Source organism: Streptomyces sp. NBC_01334 (assembly GCF_035983595.1).
GTDB lineage: Bacteria > Actinomycetota > Actinomycetes > Streptomycetales > Streptomycetaceae > Streptomyces > Streptomyces coriariae.
This window is the reverse complement of record NZ_CP130718.1, coordinates 9,804,344-9,823,990: the sequence shown is the minus strand read 5'-3', so window position 1 is coordinate 9,823,990 and position 19,647 is coordinate 9,804,344. Positions and strand designations below refer to the sequence as shown.

General features: G+C 68.1%; 21 protein-coding genes, 1 tRNA gene and 6 pseudogenes. 8 read left to right on the top strand and 20 right to left on the bottom strand.

The features are described from left to right. Window positions 1-15 precede the first annotated feature (15 nt). The 5 genes and pseudogenes from OG736_RS43485 to OG736_RS43465 all read right to left on the bottom strand — a co-directional run bounded on the left by OG736_RS43485 (window position 16) and on the right by OG736_RS43465 (window position 3,651). Entirely contained in the window at window positions 16-669 is a 654-nt protein-coding gene (locus OG736_RS43485) for a carbonic anhydrase (RefSeq protein ID WP_327187396.1), read from the bottom strand. 402 nt (window positions 670-1,071) lie between these two features. After that, window positions 1,072-1,502, bottom strand: a pseudogene (locus tag OG736_RS43480) (lamin tail domain-containing protein). Window positions 1,503-1,608: 106 nt separating this feature from the next. Beyond that, window positions 1,609-2,373: pseudogene (locus OG736_RS43475) on the bottom strand (oxidoreductase); the annotation flags it as partial. Window positions 2,374-2,516: 143 nt separating this feature from the next. Further along, window positions 2,517-3,167, bottom strand: coding sequence for an NAD(P)H-binding protein (locus OG736_RS43470; protein ID WP_327187395.1), 651 nt, complete (start codon window positions 3,165-3,167; stop codon window positions 2,517-2,519). A 52-nt stretch (window positions 3,168-3,219) separates the two neighbouring features. Further along, the gene (locus OG736_RS43465) at window positions 3,220-3,651 is read right to left on the bottom strand and encodes a VOC family protein (protein ID WP_327187394.1); all 432 of its coding nucleotides are present in this window, start codon (window positions 3,649-3,651) and stop codon (window positions 3,220-3,222) included. Window positions 3,652-3,761: 110 nt separating this feature from the next. Here OG736_RS43465 and OG736_RS43460 point away from each other — a divergent pair, with 110 nt between their 5' ends. Together OG736_RS43460 and OG736_RS43455 are read left to right on the top strand one after the other, a co-directional pair. Then, a complete protein-coding gene (locus OG736_RS43460) occupies window positions 3,762-4,430 on the top strand; it encodes a GntR family transcriptional regulator (protein WP_327187393.1) in 669 nt (222 codons plus the stop codon). Window positions 4,431-4,627: 197 nt separating this feature from the next. Beyond that, window positions 4,628-4,882: a hypothetical protein gene (locus OG736_RS43455; protein ID WP_327187392.1), complete on the top strand. Its 255-nt coding sequence runs from the start codon at window positions 4,628-4,630 to the stop codon at window positions 4,880-4,882. 35 nt (window positions 4,883-4,917) lie between these two features. Here OG736_RS43455 and OG736_RS43450 read toward each other — a convergent pair whose 3' ends face one another. From OG736_RS43450 to OG736_RS43435, 4 genes are all read right to left on the bottom strand, one after another. After that, window positions 4,918-5,190: a hypothetical protein gene (locus tag OG736_RS43450; RefSeq protein WP_327187391.1), complete on the bottom strand. Its 273-nt coding sequence runs from the start codon at window positions 5,188-5,190 to the stop codon at window positions 4,918-4,920. Then, on the bottom strand, window positions 5,190-5,381 hold the full coding sequence (locus OG736_RS43445; RefSeq protein WP_327187873.1) for a hypothetical protein: 192 nt from the start codon (window positions 5,379-5,381) through the stop codon (window positions 5,190-5,192). The genes OG736_RS43450 and OG736_RS43445 overlap by 1 nt, the downstream gene beginning before the upstream one ends. Window positions 5,382-5,568: 187 nt before the next feature. Continuing rightward, window positions 5,569-5,775, bottom strand: a complete 207-nt coding sequence (locus tag OG736_RS43440; RefSeq protein WP_327187390.1) for a hypothetical protein — start codon at window positions 5,773-5,775, stop codon at window positions 5,569-5,571. Between the two features lie 294 nt (window positions 5,776-6,069). Beyond that, window positions 6,070-6,444, bottom strand: a complete 375-nt coding sequence (locus OG736_RS43435; RefSeq protein WP_327187389.1) for a hypothetical protein — start codon at window positions 6,442-6,444, stop codon at window positions 6,070-6,072. 388 nt (window positions 6,445-6,832) lie between these two features. Between OG736_RS43435 and OG736_RS43430 the strand changes: the two genes are divergently transcribed. From OG736_RS43430 to OG736_RS43420, 3 genes and pseudogenes are all read left to right on the top strand, one after another. After that, window positions 6,833-7,060 (top strand): DUF5133 domain-containing protein, encoded by a 228-nt coding sequence (locus OG736_RS43430; protein ID WP_327187388.1) that lies wholly within the window; start codon window positions 6,833-6,835, stop codon window positions 7,058-7,060. 78 nt (window positions 7,061-7,138) lie between these two features. Continuing rightward, window positions 7,139-7,770: pseudogene (locus tag OG736_RS43425) on the top strand (GntR family transcriptional regulator). Between the two features lie 269 nt (window positions 7,771-8,039). Beyond that, window positions 8,040-8,116, top strand: a tRNA-Arg gene (locus OG736_RS43420). A gap of 835 nt (window positions 8,117-8,951) precedes the next feature. On the opposite strand, the gene OG736_RS43410 is transcribed toward OG736_RS43420, so the two are convergent. Both OG736_RS43410 and OG736_RS43405 read right to left on the bottom strand, forming a co-directional pair. After that, the gene (locus OG736_RS43410; protein ID WP_327187386.1) at window positions 8,952-9,344 is read right to left on the bottom strand and encodes an MmcQ/YjbR family DNA-binding protein; all 393 of its coding nucleotides are present in this window, start codon (window positions 9,342-9,344) and stop codon (window positions 8,952-8,954) included. After that, window positions 9,341-9,736: an MmcQ/YjbR family DNA-binding protein gene (locus tag OG736_RS43405; protein WP_327187385.1), complete on the bottom strand. Its 396-nt coding sequence runs from the start codon at window positions 9,734-9,736 to the stop codon at window positions 9,341-9,343. The genes OG736_RS43410 and OG736_RS43405 overlap by 4 nt, the downstream gene beginning before the upstream one ends. A 112-nt stretch (window positions 9,737-9,848) precedes the next feature. Here OG736_RS43405 and OG736_RS43400 point away from each other — a divergent pair, with 112 nt between their 5' ends. Then, entirely contained in the window at window positions 9,849-10,802 is a 954-nt protein-coding gene (locus tag OG736_RS43400) for a helix-turn-helix domain-containing protein (RefSeq protein WP_442817145.1), read from the top strand. 115 nt (window positions 10,803-10,917) lie between these two features. Here the strand turns inward: OG736_RS43400 and OG736_RS43395 are convergent, their stop codons facing one another. Further along, window positions 10,918-11,109, bottom strand: a complete 192-nt coding sequence (locus OG736_RS43395; protein WP_327187384.1) for a hypothetical protein — start codon at window positions 11,107-11,109, stop codon at window positions 10,918-10,920. Between the two features lie 168 nt (window positions 11,110-11,277). Continuing rightward, window positions 11,278-11,610, bottom strand: coding sequence for a helix-turn-helix domain-containing protein (locus tag OG736_RS43390; RefSeq protein ID WP_327187383.1), 333 nt, complete (start codon window positions 11,608-11,610; stop codon window positions 11,278-11,280). Window positions 11,611-12,338: 728 nt separating this feature from the next. On the opposite strand from OG736_RS43390, the gene OG736_RS43385 reads away from it, so the two are divergent. Beyond that, a complete protein-coding gene (locus OG736_RS43385; protein WP_327187871.1) occupies window positions 12,339-12,677 on the top strand; it encodes an STAS domain-containing protein in 339 nt (112 codons plus the stop codon). Between the two features lie 608 nt (window positions 12,678-13,285). Here the strand turns inward: OG736_RS43385 and OG736_RS43380 are convergent. The 6 genes and pseudogenes from OG736_RS43380 to OG736_RS43355 all read right to left on the bottom strand — a co-directional run bounded on the left by OG736_RS43380 (window position 13,286) and on the right by OG736_RS43355 (window position 18,032). Next, window positions 13,286-13,759 (bottom strand): hypothetical protein, encoded by a 474-nt coding sequence (locus OG736_RS43380; protein ID WP_327187382.1) that lies wholly within the window; start codon window positions 13,757-13,759, stop codon window positions 13,286-13,288. Window positions 13,760-13,833: 74 nt separating this feature from the next. Beyond that, window positions 13,834-14,551: pseudogene (locus tag OG736_RS43375) on the bottom strand (NF041680 family putative transposase); the annotation flags it as partial. A gap of 124 nt (window positions 14,552-14,675) precedes the next feature. Further along, a complete protein-coding gene (locus OG736_RS43370; protein ID WP_327187870.1) occupies window positions 14,676-15,518 on the bottom strand; it encodes an alpha/beta hydrolase in 843 nt (280 codons plus the stop codon). Window positions 15,519-15,647: 129 nt separating this feature from the next. Next, a pseudogene (locus OG736_RS43365) lies at window positions 15,648-16,126 on the bottom strand (transposase family protein). A 138-nt stretch (window positions 16,127-16,264) separates the two neighbouring features. Then, a complete protein-coding gene (locus OG736_RS43360; protein WP_327187381.1) occupies window positions 16,265-17,353 on the bottom strand; it encodes a hypothetical protein in 1,089 nt (362 codons plus the stop codon). 274 nt (window positions 17,354-17,627) lie between these two features. Then, window positions 17,628-18,032, bottom strand: a complete 405-nt coding sequence (locus OG736_RS43355; RefSeq protein ID WP_327187380.1) for a type II toxin-antitoxin system PemK/MazF family toxin — start codon at window positions 18,030-18,032, stop codon at window positions 17,628-17,630. Window positions 18,033-18,198: 166 nt separating this feature from the next. Here OG736_RS43355 and OG736_RS43350 point away from each other — a divergent pair. After that, window positions 18,199-18,901, top strand: a pseudogene (locus tag OG736_RS43350) (IS701 family transposase); the annotation flags it as partial. 166 nt (window positions 18,902-19,067) lie between these two features. Here the strand turns inward: OG736_RS43350 and OG736_RS43345 are convergent. Further along, window positions 19,068-19,610 (bottom strand): DUF6882 domain-containing protein, encoded by a 543-nt coding sequence (locus OG736_RS43345; protein WP_327187379.1) that lies wholly within the window; start codon window positions 19,608-19,610, stop codon window positions 19,068-19,070. Window positions 19,611-19,647 lie beyond the last annotated feature (37 nt).

Here is a 19,647-nt window from a genome sequence, read left to right as displayed (position 1 = left end):
GTGGTTGTGCGCTGCTCAGGTGGTGGAGCCGGGGACGATCGCATCGACTGGCAGACCGCGTGTGGTGACGAGACGGGCGCTGCCGTCGGCCAGCCGGTAGGACAGGCCCACAACGGCGGTCCGCCCACTGCTGACCTGGTCGGCGAGGATTCGGGAGCGGTCCAGAAGAAGGTCGACAGTGTTCCGTACGTGCTCGGCGATGATGTCGTCATCCGAGGTCAGTCCGGCGGCCTGGGCGGCCAGGACGCTGGGTGTGACGCGTTCGATCACGTCGCGTACGTATCCGATGGCGGTGCCCAGGCCGTCGGTCAGGGCAGTCCGCGTGGCGGCGACGGCGCCGCACGAATCGTGGCCCAGCACGACAACGAGCGCGCAGTCCAACACGCTCACGCCGTACTCGATGCTGCCCAGGACCTCGGGCCCTGCCACGTGGCCTGCGGTGCGGACCACGAACAGGTCGCCCAGGCCCCGATCGAAGATGATCTCTGCGGCAAGGCGTGAGTCGGAGCAGCCGAAGAGCACCGCGAACGGCCGCTGTCCTGGTGCGGTCTCGGCGCGGCGCACGGCGTCCTGGTTCGGATGCTGCGGGGCGCCCGCAACAAAGCGCTCGTTGCCGGCCAGCAGCAGTTCGACGGCTTCGGACGGGGTCAGGGGCGGTGCCTCAGTCATGACCGCAGGCTACGGCGGGGCCCGATCGACCCCAGCATGGGGTCGCCACACCCGGCGCGGGTCCGGGTGCTGGGACTGATACCCAGACGGGCTGCAGCTGCTGATTCCAACCACAGTCGCAGCGCCTGACGAGGCTGATCCCCTTCGTAGAACCCGCCGCCCCTGGGTTGCGGGCTAGCGTGCAGAGCCTTGCCTCCACCATGTCCGCTTCGCACCATCACACTGTCCACAACGACGGGATCGTGCTCACGGGCGTCCGCTGAACAGGTGGCGCAACAATCTGGCCGCGCTGCAGTTGGTCACACTCAGCCCGCGGACCCGGCCGAGCAACGCTCTGAGACCCACCTCGCCTACGAGCAGGTACCGCAGTCAGCGCGGCTGGCACATAGCACCGGGCGGCGCTCACCCGCAGGAGGGTGGGTGGGTCCTGGGGCCACCGCCGGGGCGGTGGCCCCAGGACGGGTCGTCGATGAAGCGGCCGTGGTCGTTGCGCAGGGTCGCGGTGTCGTGGTCGTTGTTCCGCACGTAGGCGCGGCGGTCCTGGTAGAGGTCGGTGCGGGTGTCGCCGCCCTCACCGGTGTGGATACGCACTGTGGCGCGGCCGGCCAGGCGGTAGCCGTCGAAGGTGTACTTGTGGCCGGCCTCGTCCCTCAGGGTCCAGGCGGCCAGATTGACCGGGAGTCGTACTGCACCTTCGAGATCTCCACCACCGGGCGGCTGGGACGGGCGTGGTCGGCCGCGGTGGCCGGCAGCGCCGCCACCGCGGCCAGAGCACACGCGGCGAGGGCTGCGGCGGCCAGACGGCGGGCGGTGACAGAAGAGGAAGCGGACAAGGAAGTCCCCCAGATGGTGCGGGCACCCTCCCACCGGGGGCCGTGGCGGCCGCCATGGAAGTCGGTGTGGTGTGCGGGTGGCGGCCGGGCCTGTACGGGTGGGAGGTCAGCGCTTGCGGCGCTTGACGACGTAGGCGTACTGGTCGGGCCAGGTCGGCTCGGTGTCGAGTGCGAGCGCGGCGTGCTGGGCCCAGTAGGGGTTGCGGAGCAGTTCGCGGCCGAGGAAGACCGCGTCGGCTTGCCCGCTGGTGATGACGTCCTCGGCCTGCTGCGGCTCGGTGATGATGCCGACGGCGGCAGTAGGGATACCGGCCTGGTTGTGGGCCTGGTCTGCGAAGGGAACCTGGTAGTTCGGTCCGGCGACGATCTTGGCGTCGCGGACCATGCCGCCGGTGGATACGTCGAGCAGGTCGACGCCGCGGGCTTGGAGTTCCTTCGCGAGGCGGACGGTGTCGTCCCCGGTCCAGCCCTTGCGGGTGTCCTCGGGGTTCTCGGTCAGCCAGTCGGTGGCCGAGGCTCGGAAGAAGACCGGCAGGTCCTCGGGCCACACGGCGCGGACGGCGTCGACGACTTCCAGGGCGAAGCGGATGCGGTTCTCGAAGCTGCCGCCGTAGGCGTCGGTGCGGTGGTTGGACACCGGGGAGAGGAAGGAGTTGATCAGGTAGCCGTGGGCTCCGTGGACCTCGGCGACCTGGAAGCCGGCGGCCAGTGCGCGCTGGGCGGAGTCGGCGAAGTCACGTACGAGCTGCCGGATCTCGTCCACGGTCAGCTCGTGCGGGACAGCAAGTCCGTCGTAGGCGACCGGGCTGGGGGCGACGGGCTGCCAGCCGTTCTCGTCCTCGGACAGGTAGCGGTCGGACAGCCAGGGCTTGGTAGATCGTGTGGTCGACCTTGATGGCCTGGGCGAAGCCGAACTCGCGCTCGCCGGAGACGCCGTGGCTGTAGGAATCGATCGCAGTCATGGTGGTTGTCCTTCTCCGGTGGGGGATGCAGGGGTGAGTGGGGGCGCCGGGCTCAGGCGGCCAGGCGGGCTACCGCGTCCGCAACGGCGGTGTCGCCAGAGGTCAGCTCGACGATGACGCGGCTCAGGCGCGGCTCGTGCAGGGCGGCGTCGATGAACGCGGCGACATCGTCGCGGTGCACGTCGCCGTACTCGACAGCGGACCCGGCGGTGACCCGGCCGCTGCCGGGGGTGTCCAGCAGGGTTCCGGGACGGACGATCAGCCAGTCGAGATCCGTGCGCGTCAGGTACACGTCGGCACTCTTCTTGACCTTGATGTAGTGCTCGAAGCCCTCACCGGCCTCGCCGCCGCGCAGCGCGTCGGGGAACACCGAGACCAGGACGAACCGCGACACCCCGGCAAGCACGGCCGCGTCGGCGGCCTTCTGAAGGCCCTTGCCGTCGATCAGCGTCGTCTTGTCCATGCCGGTGCCGTGCGCGCCGGCCGAGAAGACCACCGCGTCATGGCCCCTCATCTTCTGCGCAAGGTCGTCAACCGCATCGGTGATGAGATCACCGATCACCGGTGTCCCGCCGGCCTCTCGCACGCTCTCGCCCTGAGCGGGCCCGCGATGCATGCCGGTCACCGAGTCCCCGCGAGCGGCGAGGAGTTGGGTGACGCGGCGGCCGACTCCACCGGCCGCGCCGATCTGGAATACCTTCATGAGTTCATCCCGTCTTTCGAGTGGTGAGTAGAGGGGGTGCGGTGTCCGCCGGTCAGGCGGCGAACACCTGGGAGTCGTCGGCGAACGCCTTGAACTCCAGGGCGTTGCCGGCCGGGTCGAGGAGGAACATCGTGTGCTGCTCGCCCTGCCGGCCCTCGAAGCGGACGTAGGGCTCGATGACGAACTCGGTGCCCGCCGCACGCAGCCGGTCGGCGAGGACTTGGAACTCGGGGATCGAAAGGATCACCCCGAAGTGCGGCACCGGGACGTCGTGACCGTCGACCGGGTTGTGTACGCGCTGCGCGCGCTCCGGTGCGAGATGCGTGACGAACTGGTGGCCGTGCAGATTCCAGTCCACCCAGGTGTCCGCGCTGCGGCCCTGCTCCAGGCCCAGCACGTCGCCGTAGAAGCGACGCGCAGCGGACAGGTCATCGACCGGCACGGCCAGGTGGAACCGGGGGATCGGGGAGTCGAGGACAGTCACGGTCCTGCCTTTCCGAGAGTGGGTCCAACGCTTTATTGTCCTAATGTTAACAATGAGACAACACGTTGATGTTAACATTAGGACGTAGCCTGAGGAGGTGCAAATCAGACATGAGTGATCACGGCAAGGTGTCCCCGGCCCGCCGCCGTGGCCTGTCGGACGAGGTCGCAGACCGGATCCGGGAGGCCATCTTCAGCGGGGTCTACGCCCCCGGCGCCCAGCTCCGAGAGGTGGAACTGTCCGCCACGATGGACGTCAGCCGCGGCCCGGTACGGGAAGCACTGCGCGTCCTGGAGCGCGAGGGGCTGGTGCACTGCGCGTGGCACCGCGGGACGACAGTGACGACGGTGTCTGCTGAGGATGTCGCGGAGCTCGACAGCCTGCGTGGCGCACTGGAAGACCTGGCTGTCCGCCAAGTGATCACGCGCGCCTCGGACGAGGACCTCGCGTCCCTTGCCAAGGCAGCCGAGGTCATGAAGCACGCAACGGACGCCCACGAGATGGTGCGACTGGACATCGCCTTCCACGACGCCGTCTTCGCCGCCGCCGGCCACCAGCGCCTCGCCGACGCCTGGGACGGCATCCGGTGCCAGGTCCACTTGTTCCTGCTGACCCGGATCAACCTCAGCACCGACGGGTACCTCGGCTGCATCCCGCGCGAACACCACGGGCTCGTGACCGCGCTGCGCTCCCGCGACACCGAAACCGCGCTCGACCTCTTCGCCGCACACCGCCGCCACGCCGTCGACGTGGTGGCCGGGCACGCCGACCCGAACTGAGTGCCGCGGGCAGGCCGCCCGGAAGGAGAAGGCACAGGAGGATGCGCGTCTCGCCCAGGTGCAGGCCGAGCAGGAAGAGGGGCAGCGGCAGGCCGTGGAGACGGCAAGGACGTGGTGGGGTCGGCTGTCGCCGCAGCAGAGAACCGACCTGTTCGCTGGCTGTCGCCGAATATGCGTGGCGCGAGTCGAACCTGCGCGTGGACATCACGGAGAAGCCGCTGATGTCGTCGCAGTACGCCTACGGGGTGGTGGTGTACGCGCTGGGGAAGCAACGGCCCCTGTACGCAGTCGTAATGCCCTGCCCCAGCCTGGTCGCCTCCTCACCCGCATTGGCGCGCCTGCACGTCTTCGCACGGAGCTCCGAAGAGGCCCGGGAGCTTGCCGCGGTGATGCCGGGGGGGCGGGTCACAGACCTCGATCTGCCCGAACACGAGCAGCTGACCATGTGCTGAGGAGCGGTCCAGGTCGTCTCGAGGAAGCGGGCGCCCTACACCTCGATGTACGCGACGACCACGACGGTGCGCAGCGCGGTGACGAAGTACAGGATGCGCACGGCCTCGAGTTCGTCGGTGTACTGGCGCAGCCGGGGGCCGGTCGTGTCGCCGGGGATCGCGTCGCCGAGGTCGGGGTCGACGGAGATGACGACCAGGGCGCGGTCCAGGGCGTGGAGTTCGGCCTCGCTGGTGATGGTCTCCAGCTGCTTGGCGGCTGCGTCGGAGAAGGCGATGCGGGCGCGGCGCGGGCCGTGCGACATCGTCATCAGGCGACGGCCTGCCGCTGGGCGGTGAGGCGGGCGAGGTGGGCCTCGCGCAGTTCCTCCCACGGAGTGCAGGTCTCCACCGCGGGCAGCCCGTTGGCGGCGATGTCTTCCAGGACGGCGGCGAACCGGTCGGCGTCGGCCCGCGTCTTGGCCGCGTAGGCGCGTACTGCGTCGGCGACCGCGGGTTCCAGCTGCTACCGGGCGGCGCCGGCGTAGTTCGGCTGTTCGCTCACCAGGGCCACTGGCATGCCAGGTCATCTCAACACCACGGGCCGGATGGCTCGGCGGGGACTGCTCCAGCGGAAGTCGCCCTCGCAAGACGCTCGGTCGGGCAACGCCAGCTGATCGTCTGCACGAGCTGACGGCTTCTCCGTCGTATTACTTGGGGTCCGCGCTCTCCCAGGGGTAGACGAAGAGGCCAGGCCGGGCGCCCCATGCATGGAGCACAGTGATCAGTTCGGACTCGTCCGTGGCGTCAGCGGACCCGATGAGGACTGCTCCGATGTCGTAGTCGAAGCCGTCGATGCGATCGCGGTCGTACTCCCAGTGCTCAAGGCGGAAGCTGCGTTCAGCGTCGCTGCGCACCCATCCATCGCCCTGTGCTTGGACGTCGGGCTCGCTCCTGTTGGGGCGGACGTCCACAAATGCCCGGCGGCCCGGCCGCGACGCTGGGACTTCCGCAACGAGCCTTCTACCGAGGCGGAGTGCGCTCAGTTTGTCCACGGGCCAGCTCGATCCGTCGTTCATAAGGCTTCATTCTGGCCTGGTCACCCGAGGGTGAGTAGCGCGGCCAGGCGGTGACTTCTGGTGATTGCTCAGCCGGCGGTCACCAGAGAGCACCGTCACCACCCCGCAGCTGCTTACACTGCTCGCGCTTGATCAACTCACCGCGTGGTGCAACGATCCCTCGAATCCAGCCCCCAGGGCCGACCATCGCAGGTCAGCGCGTTGCGCAGACAACACAATGGCCTCCTCGTGCTGCTCCCACTCGGTGAGCAGCCCGGCGACCGTGTCGACGGCAGGCCACCAGCCGGTGGCCGCGAACGGCTCCAGCAATGCCAGCGCCGTCGCCTGTCCCTCCGGGCCGGACGCGGAAGCGGTTTCGGCAAGCCTGCGGGCACAGAACCAGTCATCGTGGGTGGCCGCCTGGCGCAGGACGTCGTGATGGCCATGCTCGTGAAGGAGTGCGGCGACGGTGGGCGGTATCCAGCCGGCGTACGTGCGACGGCGGTGCTCAAGGTCGACTCTGCCCATGGTCGCGAACCTTAAAGGGTTGTCCCGCAATCGCTGGCCACACGTTGCTCAACGCCCTCATGCTGGCTGGGGGCACCAGGGTCGTCCTCAGGGTGTCGAGGATCATGACCAGAACCGCAAGACACGCCCACGTGACACAAAGATGACATGGCCCGTGGGCGGGCTCTTCGCCGTCCGTCGTCGGCGAAGAGCCGAGAGGCTGTCGCCCCAACCCCTCCTCCGCCGAGTGGCTCCCACAGCCACCTCACACCCGCTCCGTACCACCAACCGCCGCCCCGGGCCCGCCCCCGGCTGCCCGCCCAAAGCGGGTGGAATGGCCGAAACGCCTTGGGGCAGACGGGTGCGTGTATGACCCATGCGAAGAGAGCGGCGACCAGGGAGACTCCCGATGCTCATGGCACACCCGGCCGTACTGAAGAACCTCATCGAGCAGTACGAGACCCTGCGCATCCTGCACGCCGAGAACGGCAGCGCTGAAGCACGCCAGCGGATGGACGACGTCGCCTACACCCTGTGCGTATCGACCGGCACCCGCGACATCGACGCCGCCCTCATCGCCGCACGCCACCAACTGCCCGGTGCCCGCACCGAGGACGACTCCCTCCTCCCTGTCTGACCGCTGCGCTCCCTGCCGCTGCCCTGCCGGCCGTGAGGTCAGCGCGGGCCGCGCACGCGCTACTACACAGGGGCCGGTCTGCGACCGGCCCTCAGGGCGCAGGAGTTGCTGATCTCCCAGGGCGTGCTGGAGGGCCGCGCCGGATCAGGCACGTACGTCGCCGAGCCCCGCCAGCCCATGCGGGTGGTCCGTTCTTCGGCGCGCGAACAGCCAAACGGGTCACACTTCCGTGCGGACATGAAGGCTGTCGGCAGACAAGGGGACTGGGAGAGCCGGACCGACGCCAAGGTGCCGGCACCGGTGGAGATCGCGGCACGGCTGGGCATCGCCGAGGGCGAGCTGTGCGTCCCTACGACGTACGAGTTCCTGGCGGACGGCAGCCCGTGCAGCTGTCGACGAGTTGGGAGCCGTACGACCTCACGACCGGCACTCTCGTCGTCCCCTCCGAGGGAGGGCCGCACGCCGGGGCGGGTGTCGTGAACCGCATGGCCGCGATCGGTATCACCGTCAGCCATGCCGTGGAGCAGCCGGAGCCGCGGCAGGCGACCGCCGAGGAGGCGTCGCTACTGGGCGTTCAGAAGGCCGCGCTCGTCACGCACATCCGGCGGACGTACTACAGCAACGAGGGGCGGCCCGTGGAGACGGCGGACATCGTGGTGCCCGCCGCTCACTGCGAGATCGTCTACGAGATCCCGATCAACCGTCCATAGCGGCCTGCCGGACCCGCGGAAGCATTCCTGCGGGTGTCGCGACTACCTTCGGCGTCGGACGTACCAACCAGCCACCAGCACGATGAGGATGGCAACGACGAAGGCCCACACGGTCGTTGCGCCGTGGTACGAGCGGTAGGCAATCAGAGCAAGCATGTTCAGGCGGATACCCCGGGCGTGCGGCTTCAGCCGACACGCGTCGCGCGCCCCTCTGCCGAATGCGTGTCGAAGGCACCTCACGTCCGCAGTCGTCAGCCGAAGAACACGAGGCCAGAGGGCATGCGCCGGTGATCCCGCCAAGCGCCTTCTAAGCGCTTGGCCGCAGGTTCGAGTCCTGCCGGGGGCACAAGTCTCCGCCCTCCCTCCAGGAGGGCGTTTTTGCTGTTCAGAGCATGTTTCACGCGACACAGCGCGGCCCTGGACAATCCCCCCGAGGATCATGGGGAGGTTCCGGGGCTGTCCGGCTGTCACCGGGATTTCGCGGGTGGCCCTGTCGCATACGTGTCGAAATTCCTGGTGAGAAGCCGCAGCTCACGTCGGCCGACTCGCGGAGACCCTCTTGGCCTCCAGGCTCCATTTCACGTCAGGCGGCCGCCCCTCGACACACCGTGCGTAGCGTGCGTAGGCGGTGGCCGGCGTGTTGTTCTTCCTCGTCCACTCCGTCGGAGGAGGACGGCGACCTCGTACAGCGCGACGCCCAACAGGACCGCGTCCGCAGTCCCTGCGTGTCCGGGTAGTAGCCGACGTTGCCTGCCGCCGTGTAGTCGCAGGGTCTGGGAGCCGTCCTGGAGGTGGCGGACCGTCTCGCGCTGGAGCGGGTCGAACTCGTACTTGACCGTCCCTGTGCCGTCCGAGCGCTGGGTCGGATTCCCGTCGCCGTCGTACCAGTACTCGACCTTCACCGTGTTCGGCGAGGTGACGGTACGGATGCGGTCGAGGTTGTCGTAGGTGTAAGCGACGGGACGCCGCGCGCGTCGGTGACGATCTGGGTGCGGCCCAGCTCGTCGTAGGTGTACGTCGTCTTCCCTAGCGGTACCGGCCCCTGGGCCCACTCGAGGTTGCCCTTGGAGTCATAGTGGAAGCCAGTGGTGACCGTCGACGAGGCTGCGTCATCGAGCAGCTCCCAGAGCTGCCCGGCTGACCTGAGGCCAGCCAGTGTCCGAGGGGGGCGCGGCCAGCGTTCACCTGGCGGTCGTGTCCGGGCCCGGGGCTCGCGGCGGGCGCTCGCTCTGTGTCAGACCGTCGACGACTAGGTCGTAGGAGTGCTCGACGGCATCGTTGATCAGCTGCTTCGTGATGCCTGGCCCGGGCCCCAGCGAGATCCAGTGCCTCTTGTCGAGGTAGCGGCCGGGGGCGATCGAGGCGTATCCGCGCTCCAGTACCCGCGCGTGCTCGGGCTCGCACTTGACCGTGATGATCTGTTCCTCCGGGTCGTCGGTGACGATCAGGAACACCTTGCCCGCGACCTTGTACACGTCGAGTCCGGGGGTGAAGGGGTATCCGTGGCTGACGTCGGGGAGGACGAGGGCCGCCTGGCGGGCGGTGTCCTGGAGGCGGTCACCGGCCGCGCTCACCGGGTCGCCTGCGTGCTGGTGCCGTAGGTGCGCGGGTCGACGGGCCGCTCGGCCTTGGGCAGACGGGCGACGACGAGCAGGTAGGAGTCGGTGACGAGTTCCCTGACGAGCTTCTTGTCGACGTCTGTCCCGCCCTCCAGCGTGATCCAGTGCTTCTTGTTCATGTGGTAGCCGGGGGTGATGTGGCTGTTGTGTTCTCGGAGAGCGTGGGCCTCGTCGGGGTCCGCCTTGAGGATCACGACGGGGCGCCCGGGGACCTCGGTCATCAGCATGAACACCTTGCCTCGTACCTTGAAGACCTCCCAGTCCGGGCCGAAGGGATGCTCCAACTGCGCTCCGGGAAGTTCCTCCGCACACTCGGCGGCGAACGTCTGCAGGGTCGATCCGTTCAAGAGTCTTTTCCTTCCTCGGGTGGTGGCGGGCAGGGGCGTCGGCCAAGGACGCGTACGCACGCCCCCATCCTTTCCAGCGACGCAGGCAAGAGGGGCGGTAAACTGCGGACACGTGATGGTCGGTAAGCGACACCCCAGGCGGTCTCCGCGCGTCGGACGCAGCGTGCAGGCCGAGCAGGCCACGGTTCCGCTGTACGGTTTCCAGCCCCCGGTCGGCACTCCGTACGGCCTGGAGGTGAGCACCGTCGAGGACTTCTTTGCCGAGCACGACGACTGGCCGTGGAATCCGCCCCGTCCGGGCCGTGCCACCTTCCATTACCTGATCCTCGTCACCGAGGGTGAGTTGCTCCACGATGTCGACCACGTCACGCGGACCGTCGCCTGCGGCCAGTGGCTGTGGGTGCGTCCCGGGCATGCGCAGTGCTGGCATCCGCCAGGTGCCGCACGCGGCTTGTTCATCCTGTTCGAACCGGACGTGCTGACGTCCGACGCCGCCCGTCTGCTGGCCCCGCTCACCGCGCACGAGGCCCCTGCCGTACTGAGCCCGCACCCCGATGACGCGGCCTGGCTAGGGCAGACGGCGCTCCAGCTCCTGGACGAACACCGTGCACTGGGGCGGCGTCGCCTCGATGTCCACCACGCCCTGCGGCGCAGCCTGCTCGAATCGCTGCTGCTGCGCCTTGCCAACTCCCCCGATGTCACCCCCACCGGCGCGGCGGTGGGCGGCACGGGCCGCAGGGACACGTACGCACGGTTCGTGGACGCCTTGGAGCTGCACTTCCGGGAACTGCACCGGGCCGCGGACTATGCCGGGCTGCTCGGCTGTTCGGTTCGCACCCTCAGTCGCGCGGCCCGGGACGCCACCGGCAAGGGGGTGCGTGAGGTCATCGACGAGCGGCGGCTGCTCGAAGCGCGGCGCCTGCTGGGAGGTGCCGGTTGGGACGCCCGGGCTGTGGCCGTCCATCTCGGGTTCACCGATCCCGCGAACTTCGGCCGCTTCTTCCGTGGCCACACCGGTCTCGCCCCGGCCGCCTTCGCGGCCCGCGAAGCCAGGACCGGCATGTGAGGCGGGTGCGGCACAAGCACACATCCCCACGGCCGCCACGGCCTTGATCGCATCCGAAGCGAGGGGCGGGCCGGGGCCGACCGCTCTCCTTCGGTCGCTTGCTTGGAGTCCCCGGTCAGGACGCGATCGCGCCTGTCGCGGTCTGGGCGAACGCCCAGTTGGAGTGCACGATGCGCCACTCGCCGTCGATCAGCCGGTACGCCTCGGTGGCGTTCCAGGCGCGCAGCTGGCTCTCGTTGCCGTTGTCGTCGAGCACGTAGGTGTTCAGGTTGTAGGCCAGAACGGCTCCGACCATCGCCGCCTTCACCGCCATCCTCCTTGCAGCCACCTGACGGTGTTGACGCATCCGTCGCGGTTTTACGCAGGGTGTCGGGCAAAGTGCCGGGACGGGACTCGAACACCCGCCGCGTACCGGCGGCTGGGCATCTTCGGCGATCATCCGCTCATATTCTTGAATTCGGCGGAAGAGTGCGGGTCAGACGATGGCCGGGTGCGGGGTTGCGGTGCGGCGGTGTTCGGCGTTGAGGCGCTGGGCTTCTTCGAGCTGGTCTTCGAGGATGATGATGCGGCAGGCGGCCTCGATGGGGGTCCCGTGGTCGACGAGTTCCCTGGCGCGGGCGGCGATGCGCAGCTGGTAGCGGGAGTAGCGGCGGTGTCCGCCTGCGGAGCGCAGCGGGGTGATGAGGCGGGCTTCGCCGATGGCGCGGAGGAAGCCCTGGGTGGTGCCGAGTATCTCGGCGGCCCGGCCCATGGTGTAAGCGGGGTAGTCGTCGTCATCGAGACGGCCGAACGTGTCGTCTACAGTCATTGCACCTCTCTGTGGAACGCGTGGAGGGGCCCTGGCGCCGTACTGCCGCCAGGGCCCCGAAGGAACTGCTACACCATCTGCCGGCTCTTCTACTGCGCCGGCCTTCTATCTCCGCACACCCGGCCGGAATGCTGCCGGGAATGCTGGGATCGCGGTTGCTCGACCGGAGACCACCTCACTATCGATGTCCTGCGGTACCCGGACTCAATACTTCCGCCCGGGCGATCCTGATGGCGTCCACTTCCTCCGTTCATTCCCTCGATGCTGGTACTGCTCTCCTGCGCACTGCTGGTGATGCGACCTGCTCCGTGGCCTGTCACAGCGCCACTCTTCGGCAGCCAGCCCCGTTCGCCCGTCCTGCGTCTGCTCTGGCTTGGAACCCCACTGCCGAACCTCCCGGTGCGCGCGCCCGCAGCCGACGCCTTCACCGAGGTACCGCTCACTGACTGCACTGCTGGGTACTGCCACTGCGGCACTGCTCACGGCGGCCCCTGATCACTGCGGGCCACCCGGTCCGGTCGTCAGCCCCGTCGCCGTCCTGCGACAACCCTGGCTTCGAAACTCCACCACCGCACCGTCCTGCGAACTGCAACTACGTACTGCTGCCCGGCAGTTCGTGTCTGCCAGGCCCTGCTGTCTCTCTGGGCTACGAGAGAAACCATAACCATGCCGCCACCCAATGTCTACTCCAGCCAGCACAGATTTTCTGTGTGCCCGACGGGGAGGCAATCGGCCTCGAAAGCAGTGTTAAGGGCACCAGATGGAGTCCGCCCAGGCCGAGGACGGCTGAGATCGACCACAACGTCAAGGACGCCCTCAGCCTGGTGCTGACCTTGGAGGACGGCATGACGCCGCCCCTGCGGATCGTGGCGGATCTCAGCGGCGTGACCTTCATGGACTCCAGCGGGATCAACGTCTTCATTACCGCCCACCTGCGAGTGAGCCAGGCTCAAGGGTGGCTGCGCATCGCCGGCGCCCAGGAGACCGTCCTCCGTCTGCTGCAGATGATCGGCGTCGACACCTTCATCCCGTGCCACCCCACCGTCGAGCAGGCGTTGAACGCCTGACCGCCTCTCCTCGGGCCGGTCCATGGCCTCTGTACGAGGCTTGCGCCGCTGCATCGCCGGGTCCAGTGCCCGGCCCAGCGGCTCCGCTGCGCGGGTGGCGGAAGTACAAGGTCTGCGAGACGAACCAGGCGGTCGTAGGCGCGGTGGGCTCCCCGGCCGCTCCCACCGGTCTCTTCGGCGACGATGGCCTTCCTGCGGCACACCGGCCGCACCACCACCCTTGCCCATACGGCAGCTAATCGATCGCCGGACCGCTCGCCCCGGCGCGGCGCGGTCATCCATGGACGGGCTGGTCGTTCTCCGCCGGGCGGGGCAGCCGGGAGACGCTGAACGTCACTTCTGGTGGAACTGAGCTGGTGGTGGAAGCCGGCGTCGACGTCGCCCTCGATGCCTCCGGCCGGTGGGGCCACCCCGCACGCTCGTGCCACGCCAGCTCCGACCCCTCCCCCACCGGCCTTCCCCGCCTGACGTCGCCGCCGCACTGAGTGACTTGTGCAACCGTGATGAGAGGGTTTCCGTTGGTCGAGTTTCGGGGGTAGTTGAACGCCCTTAGCTTGCCGTTCAACCTCGGCGAGCGGGTTGGCTGTGCGTGAGGAGGACTTGTTGGTCTATGAGTTGTCGGGGCAGTCAGCCTCGGTCCAGGTCGCGACGAGATCACGGCATACGATGGTGAACGAGCCGTTCCAGAGCGCGATCTCGTGACTGCAACCGTTCTGGTGGGGCAGAACCTCGTCGAGGACTACTGTCCCGACGGTCGACCAGTCGTTGTCCCCGATGCTTCCGCCATCGAAGCTGGACACCCCTGTGTAGCTGATGACCAGGTCTTCGTCGTGCTTCCAGCAGTTGTGCCTGAACTCGATCTCCATCTGCTGGTCATCAGCTCCGAGACCGCGGACGTGCTGGACCTCCAGGTCCTTCACACACCGCTTGCTGGAGAAGTCGTAGTGTTCTGGGGCAGTCGCGAAGCCCCGGGCCCCGATCGGCAGATCGTCAGCCAGCGAGGGCAGATGCTCCAGGTACAGAGCCGGGGATATGACGCCTGACAGGTTGCCGACCTGTGCGTCCAGGTTGATGTACTCCATCGTCCTTCATCCCTCCTCGCGGCTCAGCTGGCCGACGAATCGTCGCACGATCTCCATGCTGCCGGCCCGGAGATTCACGCTGCTGTACTCGGTTCTGAGCTGCGTCGGGGTTTGGTGCCGACCTTGTGGTGTGCGGGTCGCGTACAGGACTCGCCAGTGGCGAGGACGCGTCCGACGTCGTACCGGGTGGCGGGCTGTCGGTTCTTTGACCCGGGCGGCCTGCCGGGGCCGGGGCGGGTCGGTTTCGGTGCACCGGCTGGGGTGCCGGTATTTGCCCGCAGGTTCCTGAACCTGCGGGCGACGCGGGCAGGGGTGAGTCTGTTCGGTTCCACCGGCCGCTCCCACGGCCGGCGCAGATCCCGCGCGGGCGGGCGGGCGCGGCGGAGCTGAGCGTGCGCGGCCAGGACGAGCCAGGTCCAGCGGTCCGCGGCCTGCGAGTCCCGCAGTTTGGGCCGGGTCCAGCCGAGAGTCTGCTTGAGCAGTCGGAAGGTGTGCCCCACGTCGAACCGGCGAAGGAACGCCTGCCAACAGCGGTCGACGTCCTGGGGATCGGCGCCGGTGCCCGGCCACCACAGCCAGACGGGCTTGCTCACACCGCCGCTAGGCAGCTTCTCGACCGACAGGCGGAACGGTGCCCTCAATGATCGGCAGCGGCCCTTCGTGATCGCCCCATGCCGCCCGGCGGGTGAGCCGGGGATGCAGCCGGTCCCACGCTTGCGCCGTCGCCGCCCCATACCTGTCGGTGGGGGTCATGGGGCGTGGAGAACTCCATGATCTTGGAAGCCCGTGCCTGTTGCGTTCCAGAGGCCCGAGCTGGCGGATCGGCAACGAGCCAGACATCACACGCCTACGCCGAGGCCCTGGGCGCAGCCCGCCTCACCGCAGCCGGCGCCAGGTCTGATGATGTGTGTATCGATCAATCCTCGTTGGGCCGCCACAGCCAGCGCAGAGCGTCCGGCAGCAGGACGCCGCCGTGGTTGGGGCTGTGTCCGCCGTCTCCCAGGACAAGGCGGAAGTCGTAGCCCGCGTCAGCGAGAGCGGCTGCCACGCGCAGGTTTTCGGCGAGCCAGTTCCACTGTGGCTCATTCCAGTGCAGGTCGCGGTGGCCGCTTTGCGTGAAGATGCGCAGCGGCTTGCGGGGGACGCGGGAGATGAGGTCTGGGTAGGGGTTGCCGTCCGGCATCTGCGCGAAGCTGGACAGGTATCCGATGACGCGGCGGAACTTGTCCGGACGCAGCCATGCGGCGGTAAAGGCGCAGTTGCCTCCGCTGCTCCCGCCGCAGATGCCCCACCTTTCGGGTGAATGGGCGATGGTATAGCGCTCCGCAACCTGCGGGATGATCTCGGTGAGGAGGAAGGTGACGTACCGGTCGTCGAAGGCGTCGTACTCCTTGTTGCGGTTCTTCGGGTTCTCCGCATCGGGGAAGACGCCAGGATCGACGAACACGCCGATGGTGACGGGGATGTCGCCACGGTGAACGAGCTTGTCCAGGACGATCGCGCCGCGCACCTCCCCTGCGGGGTCCAGGTACCACCATCCGTCCTGGAACACCATCAAGGATGCCGGTTCCGCTGGGTCGTACTGTGCAGGCACGTGTACCCAGAACTTCCGGAAGGTTCCCGGGTAGATCTCGCTGCCCCTCCACTCGAGCTCGACCGTCTCACCAGCGGGCACACCCGGCTGTAGAGCGGAATCGGGTCCGTGGATGTAGCGCACGTCGGACTGGTCGATCGGAAGTGGCTGGTAGGGCATCTGCATGGTCACGGGCAGCAACCGTAGAGCGATCACCACCCTTGGCCGCAAGGGGTTTTCGTCCAGACGCTCCACCTCGCAGCTTCAGTGCGAGGTTGGAAAGGCTCAGTGGCGGAGGACGGGGACATCGCTGAGCTATTTCAGTTGCCGCTCCAGGGTGAGGACGGCAGCGGTGATTGACGACATTCGATTCGGGCTACAGCGCGCGTGGTGGAAGATCCGCCAGGACTTCAGGCGGGCCACGCCCCGTTCGACCCGTGACCGTACTGCCGAGAGCGCGCGGTTGACGGTGTGCTGGGTTGGCGACAGGTCGCGACCGGGTGGGCGTCTGACCGGTGTGGTGACCCACGGTCCGGCACCGATGTAGGCGCGGTCGGTAAGGATCGGGACGCCTTGGCGTTCGCAGACCGGATGATCCGGTGGGTGCGGGCCGCGGTCAGGTGATGGGTCCGGCCCGTGTGAGTGTAGGCGTGGGCGGTACCCACCGGGATGCCGAAGCCGGCGGCGATCTGCGCGAGCGTGTCGTGCTTGCGCAGGTACACCAAGGCGACCAGCGCGCGCTGGTGCGGTGGGAGCTTGCAGCGGCGGTCACTCTCACGGGTGACGATGAGCATGGTGACCCACTCAACCAGCGCGTGCGGCAGGTCGAGTGCGGCAGGACCCGCACCCAACGAGGCTCCTGTGCCGACGGGTTGAGACTTCGAACCCCTCCCCCAACGGCACAGGAGCCTGGTGCGTTGCGGCTCGACAGCTCATTGGATCAGGTCGGTGTGCGGATGCTCGGGAGAGGTCGGGCAGACGTAGATCTGCATGTTGTCGGTGCTGCCGACTTCGGCCTTGGTCGGCTGCGAGGGGTCCTGGCCACAGCAATGGCCGGTGGTGTTGGCGGCGTAGGCGGCGGCCTGTTCTTCGTAAGGTGCCCAGCTGTGTCCCTCACCGCCGTCCCATTCGCCGGAGGCGATGGTCAGCAGTGGAACCATCTGCACATCACAGACAGTGCAGCATCGGGGGTTGGGGTCGGTGCGGCCCCATGGAGGCCAGCCGCCGACCTTCCATCCGGGCGCGTCTGCCAGATGGATGTCATAGAAGTCCCGTGGACAGTCCGCGTAGGAGCTGTCCACGTCGGCGCCGGCTGCCTGCCATCTGCTCCAGTCCTCCACCATCAGCAGCATCTGCGGGCTCAGATCGAGGCTGTCGGGGTACTCGGTGATCGCTTCCGGTGCCAGCACGCACGGTTCCGGCACATAGCCCTCATAGTTCACCTCGTACGGCTCGGGCGGGGTGGCGAGGATGTCGACGACCTCCGCGGCGGACCGCCAGAACAGTGCGGTCGACGGCTTCCAATGCGGGACGTGGTCGTAGGGGCACCACAGAATCTGGAGCAGATCGGCCTGTCCGGGCGGCCGCAGCAGGGGTATGTCGCGTAGATACAGCTGGGCCACGGGCAGCATGGGGACCGGGCAGTCCGCGGGCAACGGAGGGCCGGCGTCGAGTCGCTCCGCGAGCATCGCGGCGTTCCGTTCCTTGACCGCCTCCTCCTCGGGCGTCATCCCACCACGACCACCGTGATCACCGTGCCACCGGGCCCGCATGCGCCTTGTGAGCCGCACTTCGGCCGGCGACTGACGGAAGCCACTGTCACGGTGCAGGTGCGAGGCTTCGCAGTGCGGCCATGGCTCCTCCACCGGCCACAGCAACGGCCCCCCGACCGAGCTCTCCCCGACCGAAGGCGAACCGGGACGAGGGTGCAGCCGAATCGCAGGACGTGCCAACGGCGCCAGCTCGGGGAAGACCGCGGTCACGTCCACGGGCCGCGGCGGAGTAGTACGTACGAAAGCCATGCCGGTGATCCTGTCACCAGCCACTGACAACCCCTGGCCGTCTCAACCAGCTTCGGTGGCATCGGTGTTCAGCTGGTCAAGTCCAACGCATGCCGCCTCGGCCACAGCGACAGCGACAGCGACAGCGACAGCGACAGCGACAGCAAGCCTGCCCATGTGACAACTGGTACTCCAGCCGTAGATCGTGATCTCGATGGTGAGGGGCGCCGAGGCCAGCGTGGATCATCTCGCCCGAGATCGCCCACGCCGTCACGGGCGTCGGCTCCTTCTTCGTCTACCCGAGTTCACCGAGACGGAGGGCGACCCGTATCTCGCTGAGCTTCGCGGTCGTTGCCGGGGTACGCTCGTGCGCTTGTTCAGCGAGTCGGAGGGCGTCGTCAATCTCGCTGAGCTTCAGGGAGGACAGGACGGCCTCCCGCTCTATCAGGTCGTCCCGGGACACAGTGGTCAGCCACGTGCACGGGGTGAAGCCTGGACGCGGGAACGCGAGCCGCAGCACGCCTTCGAACGGCAGCCCTTCACCGGCGCCCACCATCACTTCGATGCCCAGACCGCTGATGTCGACGCCCGCCGGAGCAACGACCTGCATCACCCGGATCCCGGACGTGTCCTCTCCCGACAGCAGTACGACCAACCTCCGCTCGTCGAACTGAACCCACCAGACTTCGCCACGTTGCACAAGTCCTCCAAATACAGGACGGCAGGCAGACGCTGCGCGACCCTGACGCGCTGTGGAGACGGGCGCGGCCACCGTTGATCATCGGCGTGTGAAGACAAACGATCATGCGGTGGCCGTAGGTCACAGCGTAGACCCTGCCCGCTGGCAGGAAGCGTTCGAGGGCCTGATGAACCGTATAGCGGGACGGTTCACGCGGGTGGAATCCCGGCGCCGGGCCCGGAAGTTGGTACTCGGCCTGCTGTCCGACCTGCCGCGCAAGAACTGCTGGACCATCGCCGAGTGGGCCGGGGACAAAACCCCGGACGGCATGCGGCACCTGCTCGGGCGGGCCCCAGTGGGACGCCGACCAGGTCCGCGACGAGGTGCGCGCCTACGTGGTCGAGCATTTGCACGACGACGAGGCAGTCCTGGTTGTCGACGAGACCGGCGACGTGAAGAAGGGCACCGACACTGTCGGTGCTCAGCGGCAGTACACCGGCACCGCGGTCAGGATCGAGAACGCCCAGGTCGCCGTCTATCTGGTCTACGCCGGCGCCCGCGGGCACGCCGCGGCGGACCGGGAACTGTACGTTCCACGTTCCTGGACCTCCGACCCCGACCGCTGCCGGGCAGCCGGCCTTGGCGACAAGACGGAGTTCGCGACCAAGCCGGAGCTGGCCGCTCGCATGGTCACCCGATTCCTCGACGCCGGCCACGGGGCCGCCTGGGTCGCGGGAGACGAGGTCTACGGCGGCAACCCGAGGCTGCCCGCCGCGCTGGAGGAACGTGGCACCGGCTACGTCCTCGCGGTGGCCTGCTCGCACGAAGTCACCACAGGCGCCGGGAAGTTCCGCGCCGACATGCTGGCCAGGAAGGTGCCCAGGAGAGCCTGTGGTCTGGGACTGCCCCGACGAACACGACTGGTGGAAGTGGGCCAACCGTCCGACCTCCGCGCTGGAACTCTGTCCCTACCCGGATCTGATGGACGGCTGACCGACGCAGGTCACATCAGGGTGAGCCCGACACCTCTGTCATGGCATCGCGGCACCGGTTCCGCTAGTCGATGTCGATGCTGAAGGTGGACGTGCTGCCATCCGCGGCGGTCAGCGTGACCGGCCCGAACGTGATGATCGCGACGGAGTTGGCTCCCGGGCCCCGATAGAAGCCGGCTGCCCTGGTGATACGGACAGCCAGAGCCGCGAGGGTTGCCGCAGCCTGCTCGTCGGCGCCGACCTCAGGTTGGGTCAGAGCGTGATGGCCATGTGCTTCTGCCCAGTCCCGAACGGTATGGGCGTCGCGGCTCATCTCCGGCAGGATGCTCTCGTTCGCCCAGGCCCACAGCCACGAGCCCGACGAAGGGCTGAAGCTGGCCAGGATCTGCGCGGGCGCCGTCGCGGTCTTCTCGGGGAAGGTCCAGGTGATGAGCCCCGTCCTCTGATCCAGACCCCAGCGGTCCGCCGAGCCCAGCCCCCAGGACACGTGCGCCTGAGCCAGCTGGTCGATGATGTCTTCGCCCTGCAAGAGCAGCGTGCTCAGGTCCGCGGGATCCACTCCCTGAGCAGAGCTCTCCGATTTCCTGGCCCGCTTGAACAATCCCATGCGGCGAAGTCTGCCAGAGGCCGCTGACCAGCCGACG